The sequence below is a fragment of the Pseudodesulfovibrio nedwellii genome (assembly GCF_027923765.1).
Lineage (GTDB): Bacteria > Desulfobacterota > Desulfovibrionia > Desulfovibrionales > Desulfovibrionaceae > Pseudodesulfovibrio > Pseudodesulfovibrio nedwellii.
In genome coordinates, this window is the sequence record NZ_AP026709.1 from 1,759,607 (window position 1) to 1,777,310 (window position 17,704).

Consider the following 17,704-nt stretch of genomic DNA (forward strand, 5'->3'; position numbering starts at 1 on the left):
AAAAATCGAAATGACTCTCATACGCATATGCATTGATAACGAATTTCATTTTCATAAAAGAACAATCATTAACACTTTGACCACACGGCAGAATTGCTGCCACCGAGGTGATCACCATGTATAGTCTTGGCATTGATATTGGATACGCATCAATCAAAGCAGCGGTACTGGATGCCAAAGGGACAATCGTTCATACGGAATACATGCTCCATAGGGGCCATGTAACCCAAGAACTCAAGCAACTGCTCCAGCGCCTTGTTCAATTACCGGAAGCAAAACACATAACCTATGGTGCCGTTACTGGCAGCGGCAGCGCAATCCTCACAAACTCTGGGGGGATGCTGGAAGTCAACGAGGTCGCCACTCTGGTTGAAGGGGCGTTGCGTTTGGATAACACCTGCACCTCCATTATCGAAATGGGGGGACAGACTGCCAAGTTCATTACCGGGTTCACCCCCGAGGACAAAACCGGGGTCAAAGTCTCCATGACCTCCAATTGTTCGTCGGGCACGGGATCATTTCTGGAAGAACAGGTTTCCCGTCTTGGACTGAGCATAGAAGAGTATTCTGCCTTAGCAGCCAAAGCCACCTTCGTACCCCGCATAGCCGGACGGTGCAGCGTATTCGCCAAAACAGACATCATCCACCACCAGCAGGAAGGAGTCGCGGCTACAGACATCCTGGCGGGATTGGCCCATGCAGTGGTCAAAAACTACCGTAATGCCGTCATGCGAGGACTCCCAAGACTCCCCCCCCTGCTGTTTGTGGGCGGCGTTTCTTTGAACAAAGCCATTAATGACGCAATATGTTCGGTACTCGGCCTGACTGCGGAAGCACTCCATGTCCACGAGCACTCAAGTGTGGCCGGAGCTATTGGAGCAGCCGTTCTTGCAGCCACGGAAAAACTCCCTGTGAATTTATTGTCCATAGCGGACTCCATACATCAGGCCGAGCCTTTCAATACATACATGCAGGAGGCCATGCACCTTGAACCGCTGTCCAAGTTCGGCGAGAACGACGCCTTTGACAAGCATCAGTGCCAAAGCCTGACGGACAACGATCAGACACCATGCTGGCTCGGTATAGACGTAGGGTCCACCAGCACCAACCTGGTCCTCACTGACGTTAAAAACAAAATCGTGGCATACCGCTACTTGAGAACAGCAGGCGATCCCATTCACGCTGTACGAACAGGCCTAACCGAGCTGGAAAAGGAAGTAGGCGATGCGATCCAAATCGCAGGTGTAGCCACCACCGGGTCAGGCCGTTACATGGCAGGCCGTCTGGTGGGAGCCGATGTCGTCCGCGATGAAATCACGGCTCAGGCCAGAGCAGCCACTGCTCTTGATCCGAGTGTGGACACCATTTTCGAAATCGGAGGACAGGATTCCAAATTTATCACTTTAAAAGACGGAGCTGTCACCAACTTCCAAATGAACAAGATATGCGCTGCCGGCACAGGTTCATTCATCGAAGAACAGGCCAAAAAATTGGGGATTCCCTTACATGAAATCGGCTCCAGCGCCCTTGCTTCCGAGTCTCCCATCAGCTTGGGAGAACGTTGCACAGTTTTCATGGAAAGCAGTATTGCCGCCCATCTGGCCCATGGTGCGAACACCGAGGATCTCTCGGCCGGACTTTGCTACTCCATCATCAAAAACTACATGAACCGTGTCGTATCACAAAAAAAAGTAGGAAAGAGAATATTCCTTCAAGGCGGAGTGGCCCACAATCAGGGCGTGGTGAACGCTTTCCGTGCCGTGACAGGCAAAGAAATCATCGTGCCACCGTTCTTCAGTGTCACAGGTGCATACGGAGCCGCTATCCTGGCCCGAGAAGAAATGGCTGCGGCAGAAAATTCAGAGACCAAATTCAAAGGATTCTCTCCTGATTCGAAACTGACGGAAACTTCTGCTTCTTCCAAGATCCAGACCGAGGCTTCCCGGTTTAACCGCCGGGTACAGGAATTCATTTTTGAAGGATATGAGACCACACTGGACCCGACAAAAAAGACTGTGGGGATTCCCCGCGCCTTGTTCACTTACGGCATGTTTCCACTGTTCTACCCCTTTTTCCGCGCTTTGGGTTGCAACGTATTGTTATCCGAACCCACCTCGGGAAAAACCATCCGTCTAGCGCAGGAATACTCTCTGGACGAAACATGCTATCCAGTTAAACTGATCAATGGACATGCCGCTGAATTAGTGGGAAAAGACATAGATTTCCTTTTCTTCCCGGACCTCTACACCGTTTCTCATCCCGGATCACAAGCCAGACAGAACTACGGTTGCGTGTACATGCAACTGGCCTTCAAAGTTATCAACAAGGCTATGGATTTGGAAAACAAAAATATTAAATTGCTGGCACCGACCATCGCCTTCAATCAGGGAAAAGACTTCATGAACAAGGTTTTCATGGACCTAGGGTGGGAAGTCGGTGCCAATCAGGAACAGGCTCAACAAGCCCTGCAAACGGCCATGCAATCCTTCAAGGCCTTTGAAGCCAAGGTTGATGCGCAGGGAAAAGCCCTCGCAGACCTTCCTTCGGATCGAAAGACTTTTGTGCTCATATCCAAAATATATGGCGTGGCCGACCCCGCCCTGAACCTGGGCATTGCGGACACGCTTGCACAAATGGGCCACCAGACTCTGCCCTTTTACGACCTGCCAGAAGTGGATATTTTCCACCAACATCCAAATATGTACTGGCCCTTTGGACAGCACATTCTTGCGGCAGCAGGATTGATAGCCAAACAGAAGAATCTTCACGCCATCTTCCTGACGCACCACGGTTGCGGACCAGACACGGTACTCGCCCACTACTTTAAGGAAATCATGGGGGATAAACCCTATCTGACCATCGAAGTGGATGAGCACTCCTCCGCCGTAGGCGTCATCACCCGAGTGGAGGCATTTGTAAATAGCCTGGGCAAAGGGGACAATCTACGGACCTCTCCCAAGAAAGAGCACCTGAAAGACCTCGAAAAACGCGTAGCCATCACGTCGGAATCCTCTCTCCCGGTGGCGGGTAAGATATTGTTACCCAACCTGTACCCCTATTCCCAGCTCATGTGCGAAACCATGCGCAAAGGCGGATATGATGCGACGCTGATCAAAGAAACCTGCGCTGCGTCCATTGATCTCGGACGGCAACACACGACGACCAATGAATACTTCTCCATGTCCACCTTACTGGGCGATCTGCTGTACACCTTAAACGATCCTGATATTGCAACAACAGATCAGCTCTCCGTCATGCTCCCACAGAATGAAGGTGCCGAAGTTGATGGCCAGTATGCTCGATTCATGCGCACGAAACTTGATGAAAGTGGGTTTGACAAAATCAATATTCTGGCACCGTTCATGGAAAACCTGTTGGATATGGAAGAAAATCAAGCACAAGCCCTGTTCCTGTGCCTCCTTGCGGGAGATCTGGTCCGACTCGCCCCAAGCGAGCACAGAGAATACCTCATCGAGACTCTTCAAGACATGGAACGCAAAGGAGAACTCAATCAACAATCCCTTGTCTCCATCGCCCACCATGTCCAAATCTGGCTTGAAAAACTCAAATACCGAAAACGCATTTTTGCTTTGGGTGAACCGTTGATCCTCTTCAATGATACCTTGAACGACAACACTTTCAAAAGGCTGGAATCCGACGGGCACCATGTCGTGTTTGCGCCGTTCAGTGAATACCTATGGAGCTTCTTGCGTGACACCCTGAAACACAGCCCCTACCCCAGAGCAGAACAGAGACGAAGCCTTCTGCGCGAATTCCAAAGACTCATCCGGATCATCAGCGAAGCGCTCGGCAAACAAAGTCACTTCGAATCCGACCTGGAAGCTCTAATGGTCAGGGCAAACCACAACCTCGGATACTATGCCGGCGCCTTTGGCCGCTATCGAAGCATGAAAGCCTTGGGCAATCTCCCACAAGTGGACGGAGTCATATCCGCTGCTTCCATGTACGAAAACACGGGAATCTCTCTCGACATTCTTCAGGATCACACCAATGGGGGGAAAAAAATGCCTTTATTGAACCTGACCTTTGACGGAAACCGAAACGAAAACGATCGAATCAAAACAGACTCGTTTATCTACTATTTATAAGGCATCAATCGTCCTCTCCAATACAGGCGGTTGTTGCCCGCACAAATAAATTTGGGCAATAACCGCCGCCTCAGGAGAACCCTCATCAACGGTGTAACCCAAGGAATAATTATGCCCCATGTACTCAACCTGTATTCTTCGCTCAACGGCCAGACCGAAAAGGTAAGCCGTGAAATCGAGCGAGCCTGCACAGACAAAGGATGCTCCGTGGACTCGGTCAATATTCGCAATAATGAAAGCATCCTCCCCCTGCTGGAGCCGGACATCACATTCATAGGATCAGGTGTTTACACATGGCTACCGAGCAAGAAGATGCTCAAATGGATCGAACGGCAATTGGACCACGCACGAACAGAAGGACTCATCCTCCCTGGCTCGCCACGTCTGTCAGACAAATTTGCCTGCGTTTACTGCACGTATGCCGGACCACACACAGGGGACGCAGAGGCTGTTCCTGCCCTGAAATACATGGGCCAGTTGTTCGATCATCTGGGGATCTCCGTCGCCGCCGAATGGAGCATCCCCGGCGCTTTCATTCCTGAAAAGATGCAGGGGATGAATGAATCCGGACGACTCGGCAACATAAATGGCCGCCCCAATGAGAACGATTTAAAGACAGTTTACGAAGGAACTGCAGGGCTGATCAACTCCCTTTTCCCGTTAACAACCTAGACAAACACTCCGGCTTTCCGGAGATTATACTTTGAGGAGAAAAACACGTTATGCCTGAAACACACGGGACACATTGTCGCGGAGAACGAACTAAAGCCAAGGGATATGGCCCGACCAGCCTATGGCTCCATGAACCGGAAGCATTGATCGACCAACTCAACCTTTCTCAGGGGATGGTCCTTCTGGATGCCGGATGCGGAGCTGGGGAATATTCTTTGCTGGCAGCGCCGCAAGTGGGGGACAAGGGGCAAATCATTGCCTTGGACACCATATCGCTTTCCATAGAAGAACTTGCCACGACTTCCAAAAAAGAAGGTTTGACCAACATCAGAGGCCATGTCTGCGATATCACCGGGCACCTCCCTTTAACCTCCCGGAGTGTGGACCTGATATTGCTGAGTACAGTGCTTCACATCCGTGCCGTGCGTGATCGAGCTTCGGACATGTTCCACGAATTTCGACGCGTGCTGCGCCCCGAGGGGAAAGTGGCCGTTATTGAATGCAAGAAAGAGGAAGCGGACTTTGGTCCTCCCTTGCACTCGCGGCTTGCTCCGAATGAAGTCGAAGCCATAGCGGCTTCAAGCGGTCTAAAAAAGACCTCCCTGGTATTCTTCGAACATACCTATATGCTCAATCTGGCATAGATTCGATCAACTCGAAATCGCAGACCTGCTTTCGATTCAATCGAACAAACAAACTTACGGTAACCACGAGATAATAAAAGAGGAAGACGGGGGGAGTCCTTTGCGACACTGACACCCCACTCGTCTTCCTCTTCTGCATCCAGAAACAAAATCAGGTACCGCCGTCTACCTCCTTGGGACCTTCTCCAAAGGACCCTCAACAACAACTTTTGCAAGAGCCTCCCGTTGCCCCCCTCTACGCGACAACCAAAGGGCTGTCTCCGCGATAATAAAGCCAGTAACCATTAGACCGGTGAGCAAGGTGTAGAGAAAGGGGAACCCGCTGACATCTCCCAATTTCCCCATCAACGGGGCAGCGACGAGAGGGACCAGAATGAACAGACTACTCAGCACAGCGAACCCCGTACCCGAGTTCCGTCCGACGCTGATACGCATCATCAGGGTGAAGCCCCATACATTGATGCCACCCATAAGGATATTATCAGCAGACAGGATGACACCAGCTTCCCAAAGGGTAACACCCCCGCCATGGGACAGATGCACAGCATAGATCGCAAGCAGGATGGTACCGACACAAAACAAACGAAGAAAGGAGCGGGGGCCGAAGCGGTTAAGAAACCATGCGGTGGCAACAGTTCCGACCACTCCCAAAGGAACAGCGTAGTGCATCATGAGTCTACCCAGAGTGGAAGAATCCAACCCAAGGTCTACAAACAACGGAGCACGCATCTGGATGCTGCTAAAGGCAAAGGCCGTCGGGGCAATAAGTACGGGTAACAGCCAGAGGACGTCCCGCCTGCGCAAAAAAGCCAGGACTCCGGCAGGCTGTTCCTTTCGATTCGCGTACTTGCGATAAACCGGCGGGATCTCCCTGTGGAACAGCACGGGAAGGCTGAGCAGGAAGACCACGGCAGACAGGACAATGCACAAGGCTTTCCAACCAAAAGAATGATGTAAGGTGAGCATCAATCCACCACCGAGAAACAATCCAACATACCTTGCTCCGGCCTGAATGGTATTGCCACACGAACGCTCGTGTTCTTCCAGTATGTCCAAGGCATAGCCGTCAACGGCGATATCATTCGTAGCCATCACTATATTCAACATCATCAACACCAGAAACATGGCGTTATAGGCCGTATCCGGAGGGGTCTGTGCCGCTACCAACAAGAGGACTGCGGCGACCCATTGCAAAGGGAATATCCACGACCGACGACGCCCCAGAAAGGGGATATAATGATGGTCCACCCAAGAAGCGTAAAGGAACTTGAAAGCCCATGGGAGATGCAGAATGAAAAGCCCGCCGATACGGACCAGAGACACGTTGTTTTCACGCATGATCACCGGCAGACTGCCAAAGATATACCCCAGGGGGATAGCTTGGCAGAAATACATGACAGCCAACAGAATCATCTTGTGGGCCGAATCAAACTTCGGCCCACGAAACAACTTACTCATATTGATTATATCCCGGTCAACGCCCGTTAAAAGGTATAATCCACCGAGACTCCAAAAGTCCGAGGCTTACCATCTTCTGCCAAGCCTGCCGTGGTATTTTCAAACGCCACATACTGACGATCAAGCAGGTTCTTGGCCCATAGGCTGCATTCCAATTGTTTCCACCGGGCACCCAAGCGCATATTCACCAGTTCATACGCTTCCTGTTTGACGGTATTGGCGTTGTCAAAATACTGAGGTCCGACGCCACTCACTCCGACACGTCCAAACAAATCCCAATCCACAGTGACCTGATCTCGATAATCCAACGCCAATTCGTAGGAGTATTCCGGGACACAAAAAACCTGTTTACCCGCATAATCCACGCCAAGAACCTCATCCTCGTACTCATCAAAACGCGCATCAATCCATGAAGCATTTCCGCTCAATGTCAACGATGAGGCCAGTTTGAAACGACTCTCCAATTCAAGCCCAGCCCGATGGGACTTACCAGCGTTCGCCAGATATCCCTGTTTGACCGAAACCTCAAATAATGGAAGTTGCTCGCTGTCGATGGTCGTATAAAATGCCGAAAGGTTGACCATCAAACGCTTATCAAGCGCAAATGACTTCACACCGACTTCATACAGCCAACTTTCTTCTTCGCCATACGCTTCGTCTCCAGCCGGAGCAGACGCATCGTTGAACCCGCCATTCTTGTGCGCCTTAGCCACAGCAGCATATGTCATGACATCTTCGGAGAAATGCCAGGCAAGAGACAACTTGGGGAGCAAAGCGGTATAATCTTCCTCCCGGTCAAAACCAGAAACCACCGTTGACGTTCCATCCGCCTGAACATTCGTCCGCGTAGAATCGCCTTCGGCATGCTCATATTCACCACGCAATCCTAAAGTCAGATCCAATTTGGAAAACAACGTATATGTCCCTTCTCCAAACAACGCGCATCCGGTATTCTGGCGATCCGTATCAAATTGCACCATCATTCCGGGACTTGGCGCGTCAGCGCCAAAGATATTGTCCACTCTAGTTTCGGAATCCAGATGGAAAAGATACAATCCGGCAATCCATTTCAATGGCCCGTTCCCGTCCGGTGACATCATGCGAAATTCTTGGGAAAAATCCTTGTCCACCTGACGGTAGCTCTTTCGCATGAAATCCAGTGGAGAAAAATCAGCATCAATCCATTCGGAACTGTCGTAGCCTCTGTATCCAGTGATTGACTGAACCGTGCCAAGGGCCGTTGTCCACTTCGAATCCAAGCCGGCACCCCAAAAATCGACATCCTGACTGCCTTCAAAATCGTGAGAATAGTGATATTCGTCATCAGCAGGGAAAATATTACCTTGGACATAGGCGTTGCGTTCGGTCCGTCGGCAAGGAAAAGCTCCGTCGTCACGATGCTGGGCATCTAAAGATAACGTCATGTCCCAATCCTCGGAGGCCAGATAACGTAATTTCACACGACCAGCCTTGCCTTCTTTGCTGCGGCCATCATCTCCGCCGGTATCGACATCATTTTCCATGAAGCCTTCTTCGACGTCACCCAACCCATAAAGTCCCAGAAAGAGCTTGTCTTCAATCAGAGGGCCGCTGACGTTGGCTCGCAACTCCTTGGCTCCAAAATTGCCAAACGTGGTTCCTATAGTGGACGTAAATTCATTGCCTGGCTGGGCTGTATAAATATTGATAACGCCACCGGTTGTATTTCGCCCGTACAAGGTCCCTTGCGCCCCTCTGAGCACCTCGATACGATCCACATCAAAAAGAGGAAAACCAAACATGTACGACTTCGAATAACTGACGCCATCTACATTGAATCCAGTGCCGGGGCCTTCTCCAGGCAGGCTCTTGATACCGCGCAAGAAAAGTAGTCCATGCCTGCTGCTCCCGAAATCATGAAATTCTAAATTGGGTACATGCTCGGCGAGATCACTCATATCGGCGATGCCCATTTCCCGAATATCATTCTGCTCCAAAACAGTAATACTGGCAGGCACATTCTGAGCTTCTTCGGACCGTTTTTCCGCTTTGACTACAACCGGCTCCAAAATCAGATCATTACTGACAGTTTTTTCATCTCCAGAAGCGGCCCACGCTTCTGGGCAAATCCCCATTATAAAAACAGAAAATACAAAACTCCATATAACTACACGCATTTCATCCACTCTCTTCTTTCAAAATCCACAGGCCGCTTCATAACGGCAGAACTCTTTAGCCACGTTGGGATAGCGACTAAGATTGTAGGAAAGCAGAGCTATGAATTTCTACTCGAAGAACAAGTTTTATTGCCCCAACAACAAAATAGATCCAACCAATGCGTAAAGACTTTAAACGAAGGACGGAATTCCCTGCTGCTAAAAAGTATGGAGATGTTCACGAAGAGATTTAAGATAGGCTTTCGGCAATACGCCAAAACGCTTTTTATACGCGGCGGAAAAATGACTCAAATTGGTGTATCCGATATCCCAAGCCACCTGACTGACATTCATATTTCCTTCGGCAAAAAACAACTTGGCTCTTTGCAGACGATACTCTTTGACAAAGGCAAAGACGGACATACCGAAAAGGGTCTTGAACCCAGCTTGTACGGTTGCAATGGGCATATGATATTGCGCTGAAATCTCGGAAAGAGTCGGTGGTGATGCGTAATTTTTCTCCAGCTCTTCGCGAACGGCATGCAAGACATCCCGCAACCGGGGACACACAGACGGCACCGCGCTCATGCCTGGTGAATCTGTAAGAGCAAGCGCCAGCAGTTCGAGGACCTTTCCCTCTATATACATCTTGATATCGGAACGTTTTTTAATGCTATAAAACAACTCATTGGCTACCGCTTGCACAAGAGCTGTCTGTCGACGGTGATGCACAAAAGCACTGTTTCTTTTATTTTCCAAGACCTTAAGCAAACAGGGTGAGACTCGCTCCAAATCCCATCCAAGCATCTCTCCAAGAGTGGAAGGCAACACATGCAAATGCATGACACGTGTTTTCCTCCGGGCAGGCAAATGAAACGAGCCATTCATTTCCGATACGTACCCTACGCCGTACTCCCCTGCTCGATTCTCGAATTCAACGGGACCTCGAGCCAACGAATTCACTGTGTTGACAAATGTTCCTTCCAAAAAAAAACCAAAATCAATCAAGGCATTGTCTTTGCCAAACTCCAATGAAAAATCATGAGACAACGATGCGTCAAAGACACTGACAAATAAACCTTCGCTCAATTGTTCTTCCTGCCACAAACGACCAAACCATGCCTTTTTATCTTCAATATTCAAGGTCGGAAAATTCCGCACCAACGTGGACGACGCAACGCTGGTTGAAGAACACGAACTGCTGGAAACCTGGTCAGCATTTGAAAACAAAAGAAAGGCTCCCGTTGTAAAGATTTTGATTTTCATTATCAATTAAGAGGTAAATAAAAAAACAGTCATTTTCTGTCAACCAGAAAGAGCTGTTCCCCTGTATGAACGCGTCCTCCTGATACAAGAAGGACGCGCTTGCCATTAAAAACTATAGCGAAATGAAGTGAATATATTGGTATTTTTTTCAAACTGACCAAAAAACGTGCTCTGAGACTCTCCCATAAATATATTCGCGCCCAAGCCTACCACAATTGCATCCGAGACCTTGTAACTCATGTTTGGTCGCAAATATGCGTCCTTATCGCTCGGCGAATAATAGGTGTCCAATGAAAGAGTAAAATTTTGATTCATCAGGAGCTGCGTCAATTGCAACGTCACTACATGCCGGAATTCATCCCGTGGATCACCAGAAGTCAGTTGTTCACGATACTCATCGTAATCGAGCATATGCTCTACATAATATTGAGCATTCGCATTGAAATCCTGCCACACTTCCTGTGCATACCCTACAAGATAGCGCATTTCTGAATTACGAACGGAAGCGTTCTTCCCTCCTCTGCTTTCCGGCGAATGGTAATAGACAAATTCCACATTACCGATCCCCGGTCCTACTGCACCTCGAATGCTCCCGCCATACGCGTTCAACTCCGGGAATATTGATTTACCATTGGAACTGACCCCATTGGGGCTTTTCCAGAACCCTCTATAGAGATAGAGAGCCAATTCATAGTTATCGATATTACGATAGATTCGCGCGGCAAATTCATCATCTTGAAACCACCGGTCCGGCGTGTCAGTCTTGAGTACATGATCGTTACCCACCAGAGCTTGGCGTGAAGCATCCCAGTACGATATGTACTCACCATTAATGTATCTGTCCGACTCAAATTTTGGAGTGTACACAAGATCAACATTGGCAATATCGCTAAACAATCCAACCTTCACAGAGGAAGTCGGAGCTTTGAGATATTCCGCATCCCTCCCAATAAAAAACGACTGCCAATCCTTGGGGAACAAATCATTGAGAAAAACCAACCCGCCCGTACCCCAAGTTAATATTTGCCTGCCGGCCTTAACATCCAAAAAATCATACGGTCTGGCAAAGGCCCATGCTTCCCTCGTCTCATAGGCCACACACTCCGCAACCAAGTCTCCCCGAATATCCCCCCTGTACTTGAAATCCATGTTTTCCGTGCTGGTAAACGCTTCCAGCTGTAGTCTGGTTTCACCAATGGAGATATCTTTCTCTTCCGGGTCATTTTGTGTGCGCGCGCCCATACGGGTTTCCCAAAACCCATACAATTCCAGTTGCTCCAACATCTCCCCCAAGGGAGAAAGTTCCTCTTCCGCCTGCACTGAGGCCGGTATGGCCAGGGCTGCAAACAGCCCCAGCCATACGGCTACCCAAAATCCTTTCATCGCATCACCTCTCTGGGCGGTCTCCTGAGGTAACGTTCTCCGAAGATATTTTCCTTGAGAGGGATATCATAACGAATATTGGTAAACGTCATGATTGTTGAACTTCCGGTTTCAAGATTTTTAAATCGAGATTCCGTGACGGTGGGGAACTCTTTTTCTCCGTCACCTGAAGGAATTTTTTCTACCTTGAGGACGTCCATCACGCGATATAACATGTCGCCCTTGAAGTACTCCAACTTCATGGGGATAAACGTTTCACGATCAATATACGCCATGTAATGGGAGAACTCGACACTCGATGGGACCTTGGGCGTATTCTTGATCACCAGATATCCATCCACATCATTCTGCCGTTCATGGATATCCTCGCTCATGTTGCGTCCGGAAATGTCCTCATAGAGAAAATCCGATCCGGCAAAACTGGTCCGTTTGTCACCGGCAGCGATTCTTTTCACCAGATCCAGTCCCGGCATATACAGCCAACGGGCATCGTCCTGCCCCGGTTCCACTGTTTTGTGCACAAGAAACGACATTTTGCGGACATCCGCCGGAGACCTGAAATAGGTCATATACCTCTGAGCCTGATCGCCTCCTGGCATATCCTTTCTCAAGATATTCAACTCTCTTTTGCGAACACGATCCTGACTATCAGTAATTGTCAGAGTAACCCTCCCTTTGCAGGTCTCTCCCAAATAAAGAGCCGCATGGTTGGCCTTCCTGACAATGGTGTCGGCATCCAGAGTATTCGTCGCAAAGGCAGCACTTGCCATCAAAAGCAGTGTCATGATCACCGCCACTCCAAATAAGACTTTTTTCATTTCCAATCTCTCTTTTTTATAAGGTATATTCATTGTTTCATGACTGTTGCCGTGCCGGCTCGTCAGGGAAAAACCATCGTGTTGCAATCGTTATTATGGCGGGCATGGCGACAAGGGTGAGTACGCCTGAAAGCAGCATGATGGCAGACAGAAGCATGCTTGTTGTTTGATAGGGAACAAGAGACGAAATCAACAAAGGCAGGAATCCAATGGCAATGACCAGTACATTTCGACTGATGGCTCTTGCCGGTGCGCCGAACATGCGGGGTAGTGTTTTCTCCCACGATCCAGTGCTTGAATGAATGGACCGGCATCTCTCCACGAAGTGAATTGCGAAATCCACGGACATGCCAAGTGTGAGTACACCAAGGACAGCCACGGGCATGTCATAATCCTTGCCGATTATACCGATGAATCCATAGATCAGAGAAATGGTCATGGTCAGCGGAATCATGCATAGCAGGCCCCATTTCACCGAACGGAACAGGAAGATGGTCATGAGCAGAACTATACCGAAGCTACCCACAAATGAACGCAACATGCCTTCCACCATTTGGTTCTGCCAGGCTACATTGATGTAGGTCAGCCCAGCCCATCGGTGAGACAATTCGACTGGCGGAGGATTGGCCTTGAAGTACTCGTCAACAAACGTCTCCACGGCCTCCATCACCTTATTGTCTCCACTTGCAAGCTGAAACATGGTGCAAGCACTGGAATAGTCAGGGGTCACGAAATGCCACAGATCATGGGGACGATGGCTCTGCTGATACTGCATGTAGCATTCGCCGACGCCCTGCAACTTCTCCGGGATACGATAATTGTTATTCTTGCCATCAATCATTTCCTGATTGATCTTGCTGACCACGTCCGCTGAAGAGACGCTTTTTCCAACCAGCCCCTGGCTCTGAAGTTGATCCTGCAGACGAACAATATAGTCGAGCACCTCCGGCTGCTTGAAAGGTTTTCTCTTTTCCTTCTCAAGGCTGAAGAAATTACGATATTCCTCAAAGGTGAAGTAATCGTTGTCAGACTCCGCGGTTTCTGCACGCTTTTCAGCAAGCGCTATGGCCGAATCCAAAAACGACTCGTCCTGTGCGTAAGACGTTTTCGCGTGCAGCAGTTTCAGCAACTGATCCGCCAACCGACCTGATTGACCGTCGCCCTCTACATTTCGAGAAAAAGTCGTAAACCGACGACTGATTTCATATTGTTCTTCATCGGTGACAGTCTGATTTTTTTCACCCTCCAATATGAGATAGGCGGGATAAGTCCCCTTGAAATGTTTATTCAAGGAGGTATCCGCCTTACGAATGGGGTGACTCTCAGCAAACCATTTTACAGGGTTGTCGTTTATCCTGATCTTGGTAATACCCCACACCGAAATTACCAGAAGAACTCCAAACAAAACGATAAGGGGCTTTGCCTGTCTGAAAGAAAACCGCCCAATACGAACGAGAAGCCGGGAAAGCGGAGAGGCCTTTTGTTCCTGTTTCACGACGAAACCGAAATTGGCAAAGGCTCTTTTGGGAAGAACCATGATAAATGCCGGCACGAACATTATGGTCAACAGCCACGCGACCATGATCCCCGCCCCCACAAACACACCGAAAACCTGTACGGGGGGGATAGGCGTCAGAGCCAGGGACATGAAACCAGCGGCCGAAGTCAGCGACGTGTAAAGCATGGGCATGAAAAGCGTTCCCAAAACCTCACGTATCGTTTTGTTGCGCCCCTTTTCAGCTGTGTAGGAATCGAAGAATTCCGAAAGGATATGGATGGAATCCACAACGGCGATTGACATGAGGAATACCGGTATCATGGAACTCATAATGTGAATCTTGAAACCGAGTCCGATCATAAAACCCATGGTTATGACCACCGAAAATGTGGCAATAATCATGGGCAGAACGGTCAACGATAGCTTTCTGAAAAAGAAATACAGAAGAAGGAAAATGGTAGCCATGGCCAGGGGGGAAGACACCATCATTTCAGTAAACATTTCAACGCCTATGGCGTCCTGAGCCACAGGTAAACCTGTGATGTGCACCTCATCTTCCATGCCCATTGTCGCAACTTTTTCATTCAGCGCGTTGTAGACTTTGTAACTCAGACGTTTGTCCGTCAGAGGCAAATACAGACAAAGGGCCTCCCCGTCTGCGGAAGCCAACCGCCCCGCAAGCATCGGGTTGGACATTATCCGATCACGTACGCGTAAAGCCTCATCCCTATTCCCGGGAGGATTTGGCATGAGCCAATCAAAAGAGACAGTACCAGGCCCGGACTGGCTTATGTGCTCCACCAAAGACGGGGCGATCATGTCAACACTGATGACACCTCCGCTTTTCCCCAAAGCCTCTTCAGACTTCCACCGTAGCGTCTTTGCATATCGAGCAAGCTCATGAATATGGCTCAGGGTCTTCGGATTAAAGACTCCGTCGGGGTTGTCTTCATTGACAATTCCGAGAACAACTATTTCGGAAAGATTAAAGGTTTCCTTGGCCTGGTTGTGAAACATTCTGGATGGTTCGTTTTCCGGAAGCATGTGCTCCGGGTCCGTGTCAATTTGAACTTGGGGGAAAAACGATCCCGCAATAATCGTCACCAGAAACGTCAACAAAATTGTTGCTTTGTAATGGCTGACCGCGAAGGCCACCATTGAATTCTTGATTCGTTTCATTTCTTTCCTCAACGAGGTTTAATAGATAGCCCGACTTGGCTTGACTGTCGGGACTGGCTGCAATGTAAAATAGTAAAGTGACTTAACCTTTGTCTGAAAAAAAATCTGGCATCGGGCTCCTCTGGCCAGCATTGATTTTCATTATCAACGTCAGCTACAGGTGAGGTATACGGATGCGTTTACCCGAAGTCAAGAAAAAAATCTTGCCCTTCCCCATGCATCAACGCCACCGTTTTACCTGTATAAACAGATTATTCGATCAGAAGCCCCCCCTATTGGAAGAAGAATTATCGTCGCATCGTGTATGGACGAATATCACACAGACCATTATAGAGGAGACATATGAAAACAATGAGCAAAAAACAGTTGGATATCATTCTAGCGGCAACCAGCGAATTTGAGATGCGTGGTTTTTCCGGAACAAGCATGGAAAAGATTGCAGCCGCAGCCGGAGTGTCCAAAAGGACACTGTACAAATATTACGGAAGCAAAGAGGTCGTTTTTTCGGCCATTATAAAACACCTTCAGCAAAGCACCAGCCTTGAACAATGTCCACAATACCTGTCAGAAAAGCCCCTCAGGGAGCAACTTGTGGAGGTTATTCACGCCATGCTTATGCACTTGAACGAAGAAGAACACATCAGACTTGCCCGAATTGTCATTTCGGAAGTGGTCAGAAAACCGGAATTAAGTGACATTCTTTCTGACACTGTCGATTTTACAAGCAATGCACCTTTTCAATGGATATGCTCGGCCATTAATGACGGCAGCCTGCGTCAGGTCGAACCGACAAAAGCGCTGACCCACCTGACCGGACTGGTAAAATCAATTGGCTTATGGTCAAGGCTCATCTTTTGCGCCCCTGCCCTGAACGAAGAAGAGATGCGCACATTCTCAGAAGAGTACGCTGACTTCTTTTTAAGTTACTATCAAATTTGACGCACTCAGAGCCTTTGCAAAGTTCCCCTTTCTAGGGCCACTTACGAGTAGAAATTCCCGGTCGTTTTTTTGAGGTTGCCCATAGGGCAGGGGGTCCCGGCCCTATGGGCAGCAAATTCAATTGGTATATGTTGCTATGCCAGCCTTGTATTCCTCGTTGGCCGATTGGCTCTACAGCTTGTGCTGGCTTATTCTCACTCAAGAGCTTTTGGGTGCATCCGATGTAAGGCATAACTGATCTCATCTAGTTGGATGGTAAAGGATGCCTTAATCAGATAGCCACAATCCAACTCAGATGAATTTCCTAGAATGATGAGGTGCGGTTAATCATTCAAATAGCTATGGTGTCACCTGAATTACGCTTAACCCCATACCGATCAAGCGCCAACAGCTTCAATCACATCCTCTTTGTTTAGCCCATACACAAAATGCCAAGCATTACCAGATAGCATTTTGTTATACTGCAAAACGTCATCGTTATCTGCTTGTATATTTTCTATATTCAAATATTTCGCTTTCTTCGTCAGCAACATAGCAAGCTTGGGATTTAGAGGGTAGTAAAGTTCTAACTCATCGTGATTTAGCGGCCTCTCCATGTTGTCACTAATATATGTATTAATCACTGGCTGATCTGATGTTACAAAACTCTTTTCACTCATATTGTTAACAAATACAATATCATACTCATCTTGAATCAATGATGCTCCAACTTTAAATGCGGCCCCATGAATAAAAAAAGAATAAAAAGATTCAGAATTGAATCTTTCGAAGAACTTCTCAAACAGCCCTCCCCCATGAGCAGACATCATCTTGTCGTTTACAGAAAGGATCCGATCTTTTTTTTTGTTCTAAACATTTGCGCGAGCAAAAAAGTCAAAAAATAACTTATAGAAAGAAAGCATTCATTACAAAATGAAAAATTATTTCTCATATACTTTTCCATATCACTACGTGACGTGGATAATCATTTTCTATATTTGATAATCTGGTTTTCTGAGAGTGAACACTTGGCAATCTCAAATATCAATTCACCAAACTTCGAAAGCAAAAAATTGGAAAGCTTTAGACTTCTAGCAGCATCATATCCCAACATCATATTATCTTTATACACATACAAGTCATTGAAAAAAGCGCTATTCTTAGCCAACAACAATTTATATATTTCAGAAAAATTACTTTCATAATACGTGAATAATTCTTCTTGATTTCGTGACAACATCACCTCATCAAGCTCGCTACCGATATGTTGCAAAAATGCATCTCTCACTGTCGATTCAATCCGAAGGAAATGGGATGGATCATTATTTAAAAAACCTACAATCTCATCAGCACCTTGTCGCCTTCTTCAGAAAACAGATTGCAATTCCCGAACATTGCCTTAAAAAGTCGAATGTCGTCACCAGAAATTCTCTGTTTTAATCTATAAATGTCATTTTTCTTTCCGGCATTGACAATCGGTATGGGGACTATTTTTGATTCATGAAAATTGTAACCAAATGTCATTTCTTTGGAATTTGAAAACGGCTCCAAATATTTACGCCAAACAAAGTGTGCCCCCCCCCTAGTTCCTTGAAAATGCACCAAATCTTTGCACCGCATCCAA

At 48.0% G+C, this 17,704-nt stretch carries 12 protein-coding genes; 4 read left to right on the top strand and 8 right to left on the bottom strand.

The genetic code is table 11. From position 1 onward, the window contains the following. The first annotated feature begins 116 nt into the window (after positions 1–116). The 3 genes from SYK_RS08230 (at position 117) to SYK_RS08240 (ending at position 5,425) form a co-directional block, all read left to right on the top strand. Positions 117–4,109: an acyl-CoA dehydratase activase gene (locus tag SYK_RS08230; RefSeq protein ID WP_281763107.1), complete on the top strand. Its 3,993-nt coding sequence runs from the start codon at positions 117–119 to the stop codon at positions 4,107–4,109. 111 nt (positions 4,110–4,220) lie between these two features. Continuing rightward, the gene (locus tag SYK_RS08235) at positions 4,221–4,781 is read left to right on the top strand and encodes a flavodoxin domain-containing protein (protein ID WP_281763108.1); all 561 of its coding nucleotides are present in this window, start codon (positions 4,221–4,223) and stop codon (positions 4,779–4,781) included. A gap of 50 nt (positions 4,782–4,831) precedes the next feature. Continuing rightward, positions 4,832–5,425, top strand: coding sequence for a class I SAM-dependent methyltransferase (locus tag SYK_RS08240; RefSeq protein ID WP_281763109.1), 594 nt, complete (start codon positions 4,832–4,834; stop codon positions 5,423–5,425). Between the two features lie 165 nt (positions 5,426–5,590). Here SYK_RS08240 and SYK_RS08245 read toward each other — a convergent pair whose 3' ends face one another. The 6 genes from SYK_RS08245 to SYK_RS08270 form a co-directional block, all read right to left on the bottom strand. After that, on the bottom strand, positions 5,591–6,883 hold the full coding sequence (locus tag SYK_RS08245; RefSeq protein WP_281763110.1) for an MFS transporter: 1,293 nt from the start codon (positions 6,881–6,883) through the stop codon (positions 5,591–5,593). Between the two features lie 26 nt (positions 6,884–6,909). Continuing rightward, complete coding sequence (locus SYK_RS08250; RefSeq protein ID WP_281763111.1) at positions 6,910–9,039, bottom strand: TonB-dependent receptor; 2,130 nt, start codon at positions 9,037–9,039, stop codon at positions 6,910–6,912. Positions 9,040–9,237: 198 nt separating this feature from the next. Next, entirely contained in the window at positions 9,238–10,284 is a 1,047-nt protein-coding gene (locus tag SYK_RS08255) for a helix-turn-helix domain-containing protein (RefSeq protein ID WP_281763112.1), read from the bottom strand. Positions 10,285–10,389: 105 nt separating this feature from the next. Continuing rightward, on the bottom strand, positions 10,390–11,667 hold the full coding sequence (locus SYK_RS08260) for a hypothetical protein (RefSeq protein WP_281763113.1): 1,278 nt from the start codon (positions 11,665–11,667) through the stop codon (positions 10,390–10,392). After that, a complete protein-coding gene (locus SYK_RS08265) occupies positions 11,664–12,485 on the bottom strand; it encodes an outer membrane lipoprotein-sorting protein (protein WP_281763114.1) in 822 nt (273 codons plus the stop codon). Before SYK_RS08265 ends, SYK_RS08260 begins: the two co-directional genes overlap by 4 nt. Positions 12,486–12,522: 37 nt before the next feature. After that, complete coding sequence (locus tag SYK_RS08270) at positions 12,523–15,162, bottom strand: efflux RND transporter permease subunit (RefSeq protein ID WP_281763115.1); 2,640 nt, start codon at positions 15,160–15,162, stop codon at positions 12,523–12,525. Between the two features lie 351 nt (positions 15,163–15,513). Between SYK_RS08270 and SYK_RS08275 the strand changes: the two genes are divergently transcribed. After that, positions 15,514–16,101, top strand: a complete 588-nt coding sequence (locus SYK_RS08275; RefSeq protein ID WP_281763116.1) for a TetR/AcrR family transcriptional regulator — start codon at positions 15,514–15,516, stop codon at positions 16,099–16,101. Between the two features lie 377 nt (positions 16,102–16,478). Here SYK_RS08275 and SYK_RS08280 read toward each other — a convergent pair whose 3' ends face one another. Together SYK_RS08280 and SYK_RS08285 are read right to left on the bottom strand one after the other, a co-directional pair. Then, complete coding sequence (locus SYK_RS08280) at positions 16,479–16,907, bottom strand: DUF4238 domain-containing protein (protein WP_281763117.1); 429 nt, start codon at positions 16,905–16,907, stop codon at positions 16,479–16,481. 158 nt (positions 16,908–17,065) lie between these two features. Next, on the bottom strand, positions 17,066–17,368 hold the full coding sequence (locus tag SYK_RS08285; RefSeq protein ID WP_281763118.1) for a hypothetical protein: 303 nt from the start codon (positions 17,366–17,368) through the stop codon (positions 17,066–17,068). Positions 17,369–17,704: the final 336 nt, after the last annotated feature.

What these genes read in the sequence shown, in the direction of transcription:
- SYK_RS08240 (WP_281763109.1), top strand. Translation starts at nt 4,832, where the DNA reads ATGCCTGAAACACACGGGACACATTGTCGCGGAGAACGAACTAAAGCC.
- SYK_RS08275 (WP_281763116.1), top strand. Translation starts at nt 15,514, where the DNA reads ATGAGCAAAAAACAGTTGGATATCATTCTAGCGGCAACCAGCGAATTT.
- SYK_RS08245 (WP_281763110.1), bottom strand. Translation starts at nt 6,883, where the DNA reads ATGAGTAAGTTGTTTCGTGGGCCGAAGTTTGATTCGGCCCACAAGATG.
- SYK_RS08270 (WP_281763115.1), bottom strand. Translation starts at nt 15,162, where the DNA reads ATGAAACGAATCAAGAATTCAATGGTGGCCTTCGCGGTCAGCCATTAC.
- SYK_RS08265 (WP_281763114.1), bottom strand. Translation starts at nt 12,485, where the DNA reads ATGAAAAAAGTCTTATTTGGAGTGGCGGTGATCATGACACTGCTTTTG.
- SYK_RS08235 (WP_281763108.1), top strand. Translation starts at nt 4,221, where the DNA reads ATGCCCCATGTACTCAACCTGTATTCTTCGCTCAACGGCCAGACCGAA.
- SYK_RS08255 (WP_281763112.1), bottom strand. Translation starts at nt 10,284, where the DNA reads ATGAAAATCAAAATCTTTACAACGGGAGCCTTTCTTTTGTTTTCAAAT.
- SYK_RS08260 (WP_281763113.1), bottom strand. Translation starts at nt 11,667, where the DNA reads ATGAAAGGATTTTGGGTAGCCGTATGGCTGGGGCTGTTTGCAGCCCTG.
- SYK_RS08250 (WP_281763111.1), bottom strand. Translation starts at nt 9,039, where the DNA reads ATGCGTGTAGTTATATGGAGTTTTGTATTTTCTGTTTTTATAATGGGG.
- SYK_RS08230 (WP_281763107.1), top strand. Translation starts at nt 117, where the DNA reads ATGTATAGTCTTGGCATTGATATTGGATACGCATCAATCAAAGCAGCG.
- SYK_RS08280 (WP_281763117.1), bottom strand. Translation starts at nt 16,907, where the DNA reads ATGTCTGCTCATGGGGGAGGGCTGTTTGAGAAGTTCTTCGAAAGATTC.